The organism is Saccharopolyspora ipomoeae (assembly GCF_029952525.1).
Lineage (GTDB): Bacteria > Actinomycetota > Actinomycetes > Mycobacteriales > Pseudonocardiaceae > Saccharopolyspora > Saccharopolyspora ipomoeae.
The window spans coordinates 20,853-33,384 of record NZ_JASAOF010000018.1 but is presented as its reverse complement, the minus strand read 5'-3'; the positions used below and the strand labels follow the sequence as shown (position 1 = coordinate 33,384).

Below are 12,532 nucleotides of genomic sequence, written 5' to 3'. Positions count from 1 at the left end.
CTGTACTGGAAGTAACAGGAACACGACTGTAACCCATATTTTCCTGATGCAGAACACCGTCTGATCAGCGGTGCGGGTAGCGGAACCTCAGACGCCGCCCGGAGTCCGTGCGCCACTCGCCGATGCACGGCGTCGTGGCGTGCTCGCCGGACGACGTCCGAGAACCCGCGGCGGTGCCGGTTGCGGGAGTGGTGGTCACGCCTCGCGGCCGGCGCCGCTTGCGCGCAAACCTGCGGTCCTGATCAGGAGTTCTCGCGCGCCTTGGCGGCTTTCGCGGCCTTGTCGGCCTTGCGGGCGCGGGCCCGCTCCTCCTCGCGGCGCGCCTCGACGCGGGTGGTGCGCTCCTGCTGGAGCCACTCCGGGTCCTCGTCGCGGAGGGCGTTGATCTGCTCGGTGGTCAGCGGGTCGGCGTAACCGTGGCGCGCCAGGCCGCTGATCGACACCCCGAGCTTGGCCGCGACGACCGGGCGCGGGTGCGGGCCGTTGCGGCGCAGATCGCGCAGCCACTCCGGCGGGTCGGCCTGCAGCGCGTTGAGCTCGTCGCGCGAGACCACGCCCTCCTGGAACTCGGCGGGGGTGGCCTCCAGCAGCACACCGAGCTTCTTGGCCGCCGTGGCGGGCTTCATCGTCTGGACGGATTTGCGCGACGTCATCCGACCAGCGTATCCGGTGACTCCGGTAGGTAGTCTGGCCAGGTGACAGACTCGGCCGACTCCTTCGACCTCGCCTACGTCCCCGGCGTCACGCCCGACAAGTGGGCGCGCAAGTGGCAGGAGCGCGAGCCCCGGGTTCCGCTGCACCTGCACCAGACCCCGCCCGCCGAGGCGACCGGGCTGATCCGCGGGGGAGAGGTCGACGCGGCGCTGCTGCGGCTGCCGATCGATCGCACGGGCCTGCACGCCATCCCGCTCTACACCGAGCAGACCGTGGTCGTGGTGCCCAAGGACCACCTCATCGCCGCCGCCGACGAGGTCACCCCCGAGGACTTGGCCGAGGACGTGGTGCTGCACCCGCTCGACGACGCCCTGGACTGGGAGCGCCCGCCGGGCCTGCCCGCGATCGAGCGCCCGGCCACCACCGCCGACGCGATCGTGCTCGTCGCCGCCGGGGTGGGGCTGCTGGTCGTGCCGCAGTCCCTGGCCCGGCTGCACCACCGCAAGGACCTCACCTACCGGCCGATCGGCGACGTGCCGGAATCCACCGTCGCGCTGAGCTGGCTCGTCACCGACGAGACGCCCGACCTGATGGAGCAGTTCATCGGGATCGTCCGCGGCCGCACGGTCAACAGCACCCGGGGCAAGCAGCAGGCCGAACCCGAGCGGAAGGCCAAGAAGGCGCCGGCCAAGGCGCAACCGGCCAAGCTCCAGCCGCGCAAGCCCGGGAACCGGCGGGGCCCGGCCCCGGCGAAGGGCCGCAAACCGCGCCGCCGCTGAGGTCTCGATCGGGTGAGCCGCGTGGAATGCGCGGCGGGCCCGTGATGTTGTCGTGGTCACATCCAGTTCTCGTGATGGAGGTACGACGATGCCGTTGACGGGCGAGTACGAGCCGAGCCCGACCGAGTTCGTGCGCGACCAGGTGGAGAAGTACGAGAGCTCGGGCGGTACCGAGGGCGCGACGATGCACGGGTACCCGGTGGTCGTGCTGACGACCAAGGGCGCGAAGTCCGGCAAGATCCGCAAGACTCCGCTGATGCGCGTCGAGCACGACGGCCGCTACGCCGTCGTCGCCTCGTTGGGCGGCGCCCCGCAGCATCCCGTGTGGTACCACAACATTCGGGCGAACCCGACCGTCGAACTGCAGGACGGGCCGGTGCGCAAGGACTACGCGGCGCGCGAGCTCTCCGGTGACGAGCGGGAGCTGTGGTGGGACCGCGCGGTCGCGGCCTTCCCGAACTACGCCGAGTACCAGACCAAGACCGACCGGACGATCCCCGTCGTCCTGCTCGAACCCGCCTGATCTTCCCGCAGCTGAACGAAGAACGGCTTCCGGGTCCGCGCCCGGAAGCCGTTCTTCGTTCAGCGGTCAGGAACCGAGGGACTGCTTAGCGCGGTTGCGCGAGATCGCCCACCAGCCGAGCGCGATCACCAGGACGATCGCCGGGATCGAGTAGAACGCGATCTGCTCGGCGCCGTCGGAGAAGCCCATCAGGAGCACCACCAGCGCCAGGAAGGCCAGCGTCAGCCAGTTCGTGTACGGCGCGCCCGGCATCCGGTAGGTCGGCCGCTCGATCTCGCCGCGAAGCGCCTTGGTGCGCAACCGCATCTGGCAGATCACCAGCGTCGCCCAGGTCGCGACCACGCCGAGCGAGGCGATGGCCGTGGCGATCTCGAACGCCTGCTCCGGCACGACACCGTTGAGGACGACGCCCAGCACGAGAGCGACCGCGGTGAACAGCACTCCGCCGAAGGGGATGTTGTTGCGGTTCATCCGCGCGGCGAACTTCGGGGCCTCGCCGTCGTTGGCCAGCGCCCGCAGGATCCGGCCGGTCGAGTACAGCCCGGAGTTGCACGACGACAGGGCGGCGGTGAGCACCACGGCGTTCATCAGGTCGCCGACGCCGGGGATGCCCAGGCGGGAGAACACGGTGACGAACGGGCTCTCGTCGGCGTTGAACACGGTCCACGGCAGCAGCATCGCCAGCAGCAGCACGGAACCGACGTAGAAGATGGCGATCCGCCACACCACGCCGTTGATGGCCTTGGGCAGCACCTTGCGCGCGTCCTTGGCCTCACCGGCGGCGATGCCGACCATCTCGATGGCCGAGTAGGCGAAGACCACCGACTGCATCGCCATCAGGGTGACGCCGAAGCCGCTGGGGAAGAAGCCGCCGTGCCCGGTCAGGTTGGCGGGGCCTGCCGGCGATCCGCCGATGTCGGTCGCGGTGAACACCAGGCCCAGGCCCACGACCAGGAACACCAGGATCGCCACGACCTTGACCAGCGAGAACCAGAACTCCAGCTCGCCGAACAGCTTCACCGACACCAGGTTGACGGCCAGCAGCACGCCCAGCGCGATCAGCGCCGTGATCCACTGCGGCAGGTCGGGGAGCCACCGGTGCACGTAGATGGCGACCGCGGTGATCTCCGCGATGCCGGTCATGGCCCAGTTCAGCCAGTACATCCAGCCCGAGGCGAAACCGGCCCAGGGGCCGATGAACTCGCGGGCGTACTCCACGAAGCTGCCCGCGACCGGCCGGTACAGCACCAGTTCGCCGAGCGCGCGCATGACGAAGAACGCGGCCAGACCGCACAGCGCGTAGGCGACCACCAGCGAGGGGCCGACCGCGGCGAGCTTGCCTCCCGCACCCAGGAAGAGCCCGACGCCGATCGCTCCACCGATGGCGATCATCTGCACCTGGCGGTTGCCGAGCGACTTCGAGTAGCCCTCGGCGTCGGTCGTGGGCGCAGCATCCGGCCCCGACCGCAGCGATGAATCCACGAAAATCAAGTCCTTTCGTGACCAGGACATGTCGGAAAAATGCGACGTCCAGGCGTTTCCGTGCCGGTGCTAGGTCATCCGGCGGGGCGATACTAGTCATCTGCTTTTTGCGTTCGTGTTGCGCACGAGTCGGATTCGCGTGGTTCACATCGGTTCTTCCCAGAATCCTGCTGGTGTGTCCTGCGTCTCGTCCTCGCTGGTGGCGGACGTCCGGGGGAGTGCGGGGCCGGGGCCTGCTAGGCCGTACAGCTGCCCGGCGCGTCGGCGTTCGTCGTCATCGGAGATCCATCAAATGGGAAATTCTCGCCCCGTGCGCCCGGAGATCGAAAAGGAGGAATGGCGCGATCGCGCTCAATGCGGATCAATTCGGGCTCGGCCGGTGGGCGCCCGGTTGCGGAGTGTTCGCGCGGAGTGACCGCGAATGTCTTGATCGACGGATCGCAGAGTGATCCTCTTGTGCTCGCCGAGTGGGTTCGGAATGTGACGCTGATTACTGGTTCGACAATGTGTGGTCGGCTGATTACAGAAGAGTTCTCAGCCGGGGCCACGCTCCGTCAATTGCGGGTTCGCGCACTGCATCGCAATTATCGCGGATCGTGTTCGCCTGTTCACCGACAGTTCTTGTTCGGGGAAGTCGATCGCGTCGCTGTGATCCTTGCCTGTGCCTATGACCTGGGGAAACGATCACGTGACAGCGAGTGAGAAGGTGGCGCGGGTCTCGATGGATTGCTCCATTCGGCCCATTAAAGGATCGTCGCTTGGCGTAAGGATATGAAGTTGTAATGTTCCCGCCCCGAAACGGAGACTTAGATGCCCCGGCTCGCAGTTGCGGTAGCCCCGATCGGATTGGCCGCAGCCCTGGGCCTCGGTGCATTGGCAAGCGCCGAAACATCGACCCCGCACAGCGTTGACGCCGCTACGCAACCGGTCGGTGTGCAGAGCCCCTCCCCCGCCCTGACCCCCGCAGCCCCCGAAACCCGCGCGCCCATCGCGCTGGCCCCCTCGGCCCCCGCCGCCGTCCCCGCAGCACCGGCCGCCCCCCAGGCCGACGAGAAGGCGGAGAAGAAGCCCGAGGAGGCCGAGAAGAAGGCCGAGAGCAAGCCGGCCGAGGTCGTCCCGCAGGCCGTCACCAAGTCCCTCCCCGTCAACTACGAGGCCCAGGTGACCGGCTACTGGTGCGGTCCCGCCGCGACGCGCATCGCGATGTCGAGCAAGACCGGCGAGCTGCCCTCCCAGACCGAGCTGGCCGGCCTGCTCGGCACCACCGAGAACGGCACGGACCACGTCGGCCAGGTCGCCGACGGCCTGAACAAGCTGCTCGGCCCGACCGGCACGCAGTACGTGGCCAAGGACCTCAGCAGCCGTCAGGTGTCCCCGGAGATGAAGAAGGAGCTCTGGGACGACACGGTCCGCAACATCGACGGCGGCAAGGCGATGGTCGCCAACATCGTCGCGCCGCCCGGCAACCAGCCGCCCGGCTACCCGTCGAGCCAGACGATCTACCACTACGTCTCGATCGTCGGCTACGACGCGGAGAAGAACAACGTCCAGATCGCCGACCCGGCGAACTTCGGCGGCAACAAGGAGTACTGGCTCAGCCTCGACCAGCTGACCTCCCTGGTCCAGCCCCGCGGCTACGTCGCCTGACGCTCCAGCACGACCACTGCGCGCACCGGCTGCGCGCACCGACTGCGGCGGTCCCCACCCCCCGGGGGACCGCCGCAGTCGTGTTCGCGGAGTGGTCCCGACAACCTCGAAGCGGTGTCGGGCGTCTGACGGGTGTCTCGATCACTCGGAGGAGGACGACCGTGCTCAGGAGAACCGGGATCATCACCGCGCTCGTCGCGACGACGGCGCTGGTGGGCGGCGTCGCGACCGCTCAGGAGACCTGGACGGCCGAGCCGTTCCCGCAGCGGCCGGGACTGCTGTCATCGATCGCCACCGCCACCGCTGCGGGCGGCGAGGTGTGGGCCTTCGGCAGCTTCGGTCAGGCGGGCGGAACCTCGACGACGTCGCAGGTCTACCGGCGCGGAGCAGCGGGGAGCTGGACCGAGATGCCCGCTCCAGCCGGTGGGCAGCTGGTGTCCGGAGCGGTCGTCGGCCCGTCCGACGCGTGGACGATCGGCTGGGACTACAAGCACACCGGGGGCACCCTGCACCACTGGGACGGCGCGGCCTGGACCGAGATCCCGGTGCAGGTCCCGGGCGCCGCCCGGACCCGCCCCGACGACGTGCACGCCGTCGGGGGAGAGGTCTGGCTGGTCGGCAAGGCCTACACCGATGGACCTGATTCCCGGCAGCGCACCTTCGTCCAGCGCTGGGACGGCGCGGCCTGGCAGAACGTGCCGGTCCCGGAGTCGGCCCACGCGGCCACCTTCTCCACGATCGGCGGTGCACCGGACGATCTGTGGCTGGCGGGCGTCCGCGACAACGCCGCCGTCTCGATGCACTGGGACGGCACCGCGTGGGCCGAGGTCCCGGTTCCCGCGATCCAGGTTCCCGACGGTGCGTACCTGTCGGTGAACGACGTCGCCGCCAACGCGCCGAACGACGTGTGGTTCTCCGGTGGTGTTCAGATCTACGACCGGCCGGAGGTCCGGCCCGTGCTCATGCACTGGGACGGCGCCGCGTGGAGCGAGGCGGGCGCCACCAACTCGCCGGGCGAGCCGGGCGAGTTCGTCCGCGCCGAGGGCGCGCTGTGGAACGTCGCCGCCCACGGCGTGCTGCGCTACGAGGGGACCCACTGGCAGGCCGTCGCCGGCCCGGCGGAGGGCCCGCTGACCGCCGGAGCCGAGACCGGCGACGGACGCCTGGTGGTCATCGGCTCCACCGGGGAGCCGTCGCAGGAGAACCCCTTCACCGCGATCCACCAGGGCTGAACCGCGCGGGGGTTCGGGCGGTCTCGCTCAGAGCGTGAAGGAGGCCAGGTCGTAGGCGCCGACGGTGGCGTTGCGGTCGACTCCGCCGGGGATCCCGGGCACCTGACCGGCGTCGCTGTGCTGGTGCAGCGCCAGGCGCGGGTGGCCCCAGCCGGGGTTGCCCGGGTCGCCGTTGTAGCGGGCGATCCACAGCAGGACGTCGTCGCCCGCCCACAGGTTCGGGTCGATGACGTTCTGGAACCAGTTCAGGCTGGAGTACACCAGCACGCCGCGGACGCCGGTGGCGATGCGCAGCAGCCGCACGAACTCGGCGATGAACCCGTTGGGGTCCGGGATCTCCGGGTCCTCCATGTCGAGCATCGGCCACATGTTGCCCGGTTCCTTGAGCCCGTGCTGTCCCAGCCACCAGGCGAAGTGGCCGACCTGCGGGTCGATCGCCCCGGGACGGGCGAAGTGGTACCCGCCGGTGACGACGCCCGCTCCGCGCGCTCCGGCCGTGTGCGCTCCCGCCGCGTCGTCGACCCACGACTGGCCCTCGGTGAGCTTCATGCTCGCGAAGGTGATGTTGTTGCCGCGGACCGCGGCCCAGTCGTCGACGGCGTTGTGGTGGCTGATGTCGATTCCGTAGTCCATGGGGTCCCTCATCCTGGTGTGCTCGGGTTGCGCAACGCTCGCGAGGGCACGGCGACGAGGGAGGCCGTCGGCGTTCCCCTGGCCGGACGGTCGGCTGCGCTGGTGATCAACCCATGTCCGCCCACGATCTCAGGAAAAGATCTCCCCGTGGGGTGAACACCTGGAATTCCCGCCCGCGAAGCACCCGGATGGTCCAGTTCCGATTGGCCCTGCCGGGGGAGTGTTTCGGGATGTTGCGCGGAGGAAACGGAATACCGGTGCACCACCTGCGAAGGTCTGTGCCGCCGACCACGCCCGGGCGGCCGGTGTTCAGAGCCTGCTAAGTGCCGGTTAATCCCCTTGTCTGGAAGATCCCGGTTCGGGAGCGTTCTCGCTGCCTGCGCAACACAGCGAGAACAGGAGAACCACCATGAGCAACACCGTCGAGCAGCACACCGAGGCCCGGACCGGTTCGCGCGCCAAGCGCATCGCCTTCGGCGCCCTCGCCGTCCCGGCGCTGATGATCGGCCTGGCCCTGCCGGCCAACGCGGCCGAGCTCACGCCGATCGCGGAGGTCCTGGACGCCACCATCGCCGACACCCTGTCGTCGGTGGGCGCGGCCCTGGACGCCCTCGGCCTCGGTGCCTGATCTCGCCTGAGGGCCTGATCTCGCCCTGACGAGTGGGGCGGGGACCCGGACCCCCGGGTTCCCGCCCCCGCGCTCGTTCCGCCCCAGATGTGACGTTCGCGGTGCGAAGATCGGTGGACGCCGGATGTTGATCATTGAAAGGATCCGGGCGCCAGCGGTGGGAGGAGCAACGATGAGCGATGGCACGCAAGACCTGCGCACGGACGTGGCGCACGGCGCCCGGATCTACGACTACATCCTGGGCGGCAAGGACAACTACGCCGTCGACCGCGCGGCCGCGGAGGCGTCCCAGCAGGTCTGGCCGGCGCTGCCGGTGCACATGCGCGCCAACCGCGAGTTCATGCACCGCGCCGGCCGCTACCTGGCCACCGAGTGCGGCATCGACCAGTTCCTCGACATCGGCACCGGCATCCCGACCCGGCCGAACCTGCACGAGGTCGTCCAGGCGGTCGAGCCGGACGCCCGCATCGTCTACACCGACAACGACCCGATCGTGCTGGCCCACGCCCGCGCGCTGATGTCGCGCAGCGGTCAGGGCGCGACCGCCTACGTCGACGCCGACCTGCGCGACCCGGACACGATCCTGAACTCCCGGGAGTTCCGCGAGACGCTGGACGCGAAGCGCCCGATCGGTCTGATGCTCATCGCGGTCGTGCACTTCATCGAGGACGACGACGAGGCCCTGGACGTCGTCCGCCGCATCGTCGACGTGCTGCCCTCGGGAAGCTACGTGGCCGCCACGATCGCCACCGACGACTACGCGCCCGAACTCCTCGCCGAGGTCCGCCGCGCGTACCGCGAGCACGGCGAGACCCTCAAGTTCCGCACCCACGACAAGGCGCTGCGCTTCTTCGACGGCCTCGACATCGTCGACCCCGGCCTCGTCCAGATGCACAAGTGGCGCCCCGACGACCTCGAACACCTCAAGATCCCCGAAGCCGACATCGCCATGTACGCAGCAATCGCCCGCAAACCCTGAGGCTCGGGCCCCGACTCAGGTCCGGGCTGGGCGGTTGGCCAGTTGTTGGGTGGCGGGTTCTGCCGGTGTGAGCTTGCCGGACTGGTGGGTGCGGCCGGTCTGAGCGGCGCTCGGCGGGACCGCCGGGGTGAGCTGCGTCTGCTCGGCGTCGGGCTGCGGGGCGTTCGGGGCCTGGGTGAGCTGGGTCTGGGCGGTGCCGTTGGCCTGGGGGACCTGGTGGCCGGCGTTCTGGCCGTTGGGGGCCTGCTGCGGGGTGGAGAGGTTCGAGCTGACGATGCGCTGCAGGTTGCGGTGCGCGTTGTTGAGCTCGTGGCGCATGCCGTGGATCTGCTTGGTGAGCGTGTCTCCCTCGCCGAGGGTGTTGGTCTCCACCGCGCGCAGCAGCACGCCGATGTGGCCGTGCAGCCGCTGGTGCACCTCGGCGAACGTGGCGACCTGCTGCTGCATCTCCAACGGCGGCTGGGTGCGGGCGATCGCCTTGATCATGGTGTCCTGCCAGCGCTGACCCGCCTGTCGGTAGTGCCGGTCGGCGGACTGCCGGTAGTGCGGGGCGACCTGGGTGTCCAGCGAGACGCGGATGAGCTCGTGGCAGCTGTTGACCAGCTCGCGGGCGGCGGTGGTCAGCGCGTAGGCCCACTCCCACTGCTCGGCCTGGGTGCTGGCCTGCCGCTCCTGGCGGGCGTCGTCGAGCTGGCTGCGGGTGAGCTTGACCTGCTCCCAGGCGCGCTCGGCCTGCTCGGTGGCGGTCGTGGCGGCGCGACCGGTCTTCTCGGCGCTGGCCTCCACGGCACCGGCCATCCGGCGCACGGCCTCGGCGCGCTGCGCGGTCTCCTCGGACGCCTTGCGGGCCGACCACAGCAGCCAACCGGCGACTCCGACCGCCACGAGCGCCAGAATCGCCGGGATCCACGTCAGCCATACCTCGGTCCCCATGTGTCCGACGATGACACATCCGCGGTTACGCCGGTTGGCCGCCTGAGAAAAACCCGGTGACGACTACGCGCAGTCGCGAAACGTGACTCTGCGCGGTTGAAAGCGGACGAATGGCGACGAAAACACGGACTGCCCGCCCCCTTTCGGACGCGCCGTGATGTGCTGTGCTCGCGGAGTCATCGTCGGGAGCGCGAAGGTGGGGCATGTACGCGAAGTACGTGGCGATCGGGGACAGCCAGACCGAGGGCGTCGGCGACGGCGACGACCGGAGCGGCCTGCGCGGCTGGGCCGACCGGCTCGCCGAGCAGCTGGCCGCGCTCGACCCCGGCTTCCGGTACGCGAACCTGGCGGTGCGCGGCAAGCTCATCGGCGAGGTGCGCGCGGAGCAGCTCGAACCGGCGCTGGCGCTCGCTCCAGACCTGGCCACCGTCGTCGCCGGGCTCAACGACGTGCTGCGCAGCCACTACGACGGCGACGCGGTAGCCGCGGAGCTGGACGAGATGATCGGCGCGCTGGCGGGCGCGGGTGCGCGGGTGGCGACGGTGACCTACCCGGACATCGGGGAGATCGCGCCGATCGCGCGGCGCTGGCAGCCGCGGCTGACCGAGTTCAACGCGCGCGTGCGCGAGATCGCCGCGAAGCACGGCGCCGTCGTCGTCGAAGCCGACCGCCACCCGGTCTGCGCCGACCGGCGGATCTGGAGCACCGACCGCCTGCACCTCAACCCGTCGGGCCACGCCCTGCTGGCCAACGGTTTCGCGCACGCGTTGGAACTGCCCGGAAGCGACGACGCGTGGAGCCGCCCGCTGCCGGAACGGCGAGCACCGGGGCTCCTGAAGGCGGTCGCGGGCGAGATCCGCTGGGCCGCTGTGTTCTTGGCGCCGTGGCTGTGGCGGCGGATCACTGGGCGATCGTCCGGCGACGGCCGGACCGCGAAGCGACCGCGGCTGCAGCCCTTGAGCTGAGGCGCTCGGCAATCCGATGTGGACCGGGAGCTGTCGAGGAGTGCGGCGGACGCTGCGTCAGGTGCGGGGCTCAGCCCGCACCGCCGCAGGTTCTGCCACCCGCGCCGCCGAGCAGCGCGACTCCTGAGCAGTTCCTAGCGCTGGTTCTTGCGGCCCACCACGCCGGCGATGCAGCTCTCGGCCTGGTTCAGCGGGCGCTGCCTGGGGCCGTTCGGCCACCAGAGGTCGCAGAGCTCGATGTCGGCGGGGGAGTCCGGCCCGGGCGGGAGGATGTCCAGGCCGGGGAGCAGCGCGCGGATCTGGTCGCGGGTGCGGAAGAGGCCCGAACCCATCGGGCTGTGCAGGAAGAGCTCCTCCATCCTGCGGGCGAGGTCGCTGTGCTCCGGGGTCTCCGGGTCGAAGAAGTGTGCGAGGACGACGTAGCTGCCCGGGGCGAGCGCGTCGATGTAGGTCCGCATCAGTTCGGGACCGTCGTCGCCGAGGTAGTGGTGCAGGGTCCCGATCTGCAGCAGCGCGATCGGCTCGTCGAAGTCGAGGTGCCGGCGGACGGTCTCGTGGCCCAGCACCTCGCCCGGGTCGAAGATGTCGGCGGAGGCGAAGTGGGTGTGATCGTTCTCCTCGAGCAGCGCCTTGCCGTGCGCGATGACCACCGGGTCGTTGTCGATGTAGACGACCTCGGCCTCGGGGTCCACCCGCTGCACGATCTGGTGCGTGTTCTCCGCGGTCGGCAGACCCGAACCGCAGTCGAGGAACTGCCGGACGCCGGCCTCGTCGGCGAGGTACTGGCACGCCCTGTTCAAGAAACCGCGGTTCGACCACGCCATGGTCTTGACCTCCGGCGCGGCTTGGGCGACCTCGTGCAGCACCTGGCGGTCGACCTCGAAGTTGTCCTTGCCGTTGAGCGCCGCGTCGTAGACGCGGGCGATGCTGGCCGTGGCCGTGTCCACGCCGACCGGTGCGGAACTCGGCGCCTTCGAAGGCGTCTCGGACATGCCTGCTCCTGCTTGCTCGGTGGCCACGATCACGAAGCTACCGCACGGTATTCCCTTCGAGGGGAACAGGATTCGCCGCGAATCGGCTGATCTTCATCCGCTTCCCGACGACCCGGGCGTCCCGTCCGGCGCACAACAACCTCGCACGGAATCTTCTTGTGAGCAAGATATCTTGACGCGTGTCACCTCTTCGGCGCGGGTTTCGCCGAAGCCGCTTGCGCGGAGAGCGCTTCACCTGCGAGGAGGGAGCGAGCGCGTCGGACGGCCTTGACTCCGGTCCAGGTTCGGGATCAGGTGCGGTGGCGACGTGCGGCGGCGTTGGTGAGTCGCAGTGAAAGCGCAGGTGCGAGACCCAGCAGTTGCGCCGCGACGCCCCGCGCGGGGGGCACGCAGACCACCTGGCGCCGGGAGCCCAGCGCGTCGACGAGGTGGCGCGCCACCTCGTCGGGGTCGAGCAGGCGCCCGCGGTGCCGCAGCACTCCGGCCTTCGGGTCCCCGGCGTGCCGCTGGACCATCGGTGTATCGGTGCCGTCCAGGCAGGCCACCGTGGCCCGGATGCGCGAGCCGGCGTTGCGGAGGTCCGCGTTCAGCGACTTCGTGAAGCCCAGCACGGCGTGCTTCGTACCGCTGTAGACGGCGAGGTCGGGGACCGCGCCGAAGGCCGCGAAGGACGCGATGTTGAGGACCGCCCCACCGCCGGGCTGATCGCGCATCACCTCGACCGCGGCGCGCGATCCGTGCACGGTGCCGAGCACGTTGGTCTCGACGCACCGTTTGACCTCCGCGTCGGGATGGGTCCACGCCGGGCCCAGGGCGAGCACGCCGGCGTTGTTCACCCACACCCGCAGCCTGCCGCGTTCGGTCGCCTCCCGCGCTATCCGACGATGCTGCTCGGCGTCGCGGACGTCGTGCTCAGCGGACCGGCAACCCGGTATCGATCCGGCGGTCTCGCGTGCGGCCGCGTGGTCGACGTCGGTCGCCACGACGGCGAACCCGGCCGCGCCCAGCCGCCGCGCGATCGCGCGGCCGAGACCGCTTCCTGCTCCGGTGACCACCGCGATCTCCGGCATCGGCAAGCCCTCCTC

13 protein-coding genes are annotated in these 12,532 nt (G+C 70.0%); 7 read left to right on the top strand and 6 right to left on the bottom strand.

The window, feature by feature from the left end:
- Positions 1-242: 242 nt before the first annotated feature.
- On the bottom strand, positions 243-653 hold the full coding sequence (locus tag QFW96_RS22620) for a DUF5997 family protein (RefSeq protein ID WP_281457717.1): 411 nt from the start codon (positions 651-653) through the stop codon (positions 243-245).
- 42 nt (positions 654-695) lie between these two features.
- Here QFW96_RS22620 and QFW96_RS22615 point away from each other — a divergent pair, with 42 nt between their 5' ends.
- On the top strand, positions 696-1,433 hold the full coding sequence (locus QFW96_RS22615; RefSeq protein ID WP_281457716.1) for a LysR family substrate-binding domain-containing protein: 738 nt from the start codon (positions 696-698) through the stop codon (positions 1,431-1,433).
- Positions 1,434-1,521: 88 nt separating this feature from the next.
- Positions 1,522-1,956 carry a nitroreductase family deazaflavin-dependent oxidoreductase gene (locus tag QFW96_RS22610; RefSeq protein ID WP_281457715.1) on the top strand — a complete coding sequence of 145 codons (435 nt, stop codon included), beginning with the start codon at positions 1,522-1,524 and terminating at the stop codon, positions 1,954-1,956.
- 66 nt (positions 1,957-2,022) lie between these two features.
- On the opposite strand, the gene QFW96_RS22605 is transcribed toward QFW96_RS22610, so the two are convergent.
- Entirely contained in the window at positions 2,023-3,438 is a 1,416-nt protein-coding gene (locus tag QFW96_RS22605; protein WP_425524783.1) for an amino acid permease, read from the bottom strand.
- A gap of 933 nt (positions 3,439-4,371) precedes the next feature.
- Here QFW96_RS22605 and QFW96_RS22600 point away from each other — a divergent pair.
- Positions 4,372-5,085: a C39 family peptidase gene (locus QFW96_RS22600; RefSeq protein ID WP_281457714.1), complete on the top strand. Its 714-nt coding sequence runs from the start codon at positions 4,372-4,374 to the stop codon at positions 5,083-5,085.
- Positions 5,086-5,246: 161 nt separating this feature from the next.
- Positions 5,247-6,317, top strand: a complete 1,071-nt coding sequence (locus QFW96_RS22595) for a hypothetical protein (RefSeq protein WP_281457713.1) — start codon at positions 5,247-5,249, stop codon at positions 6,315-6,317.
- Positions 6,318-6,344: 27 nt separating this feature from the next.
- Here the strand turns inward: QFW96_RS22595 and QFW96_RS22590 are convergent, their stop codons facing one another.
- The gene (locus QFW96_RS22590) at positions 6,345-6,950 is read right to left on the bottom strand and encodes a glycoside hydrolase family 25 protein (RefSeq protein ID WP_281457712.1); all 606 of its coding nucleotides are present in this window, start codon (positions 6,948-6,950) and stop codon (positions 6,345-6,347) included.
- Positions 6,951-7,359: 409 nt separating this feature from the next.
- Between QFW96_RS22590 and QFW96_RS22585 the strand changes: the two genes are divergently transcribed.
- Positions 7,360-7,578 (top strand): hypothetical protein, encoded by a 219-nt coding sequence (locus QFW96_RS22585; RefSeq protein WP_281457711.1) that lies wholly within the window; start codon positions 7,360-7,362, stop codon positions 7,576-7,578.
- 172 nt (positions 7,579-7,750) lie between these two features.
- Entirely contained in the window at positions 7,751-8,557 is an 807-nt protein-coding gene (locus QFW96_RS22580) for an SAM-dependent methyltransferase (protein ID WP_281457710.1), read from the top strand.
- Positions 8,558-8,572: 15 nt separating this feature from the next.
- On the opposite strand, the gene QFW96_RS22575 is transcribed toward QFW96_RS22580, so the two are convergent.
- The gene (locus QFW96_RS22575; RefSeq protein ID WP_281457709.1) at positions 8,573-9,490 is read right to left on the bottom strand and encodes a hypothetical protein; all 918 of its coding nucleotides are present in this window, start codon (positions 9,488-9,490) and stop codon (positions 8,573-8,575) included.
- A 203-nt stretch (positions 9,491-9,693) separates the two neighbouring features.
- On the opposite strand from QFW96_RS22575, the gene QFW96_RS22570 reads away from it, so the two are divergent.
- The gene (locus tag QFW96_RS22570; protein ID WP_281457708.1) at positions 9,694-10,455 is read left to right on the top strand and encodes an SGNH/GDSL hydrolase family protein; all 762 of its coding nucleotides are present in this window, start codon (positions 9,694-9,696) and stop codon (positions 10,453-10,455) included.
- Between the two features lie 134 nt (positions 10,456-10,589).
- Here QFW96_RS22570 and QFW96_RS22565 read toward each other — a convergent pair whose 3' ends face one another.
- Positions 10,590-11,447 carry an SAM-dependent methyltransferase gene (locus QFW96_RS22565; RefSeq protein ID WP_281457707.1) on the bottom strand — a complete coding sequence of 286 codons (858 nt, stop codon included), beginning with the start codon at positions 11,445-11,447 and terminating at the stop codon, positions 10,590-10,592.
- A 290-nt stretch (positions 11,448-11,737) separates the two neighbouring features.
- Positions 11,738-12,517, bottom strand: coding sequence for an SDR family NAD(P)-dependent oxidoreductase (locus tag QFW96_RS22560; protein WP_281457706.1), 780 nt, complete (start codon positions 12,515-12,517; stop codon positions 11,738-11,740).
- Positions 12,518-12,532: the final 15 nt, after the last annotated feature.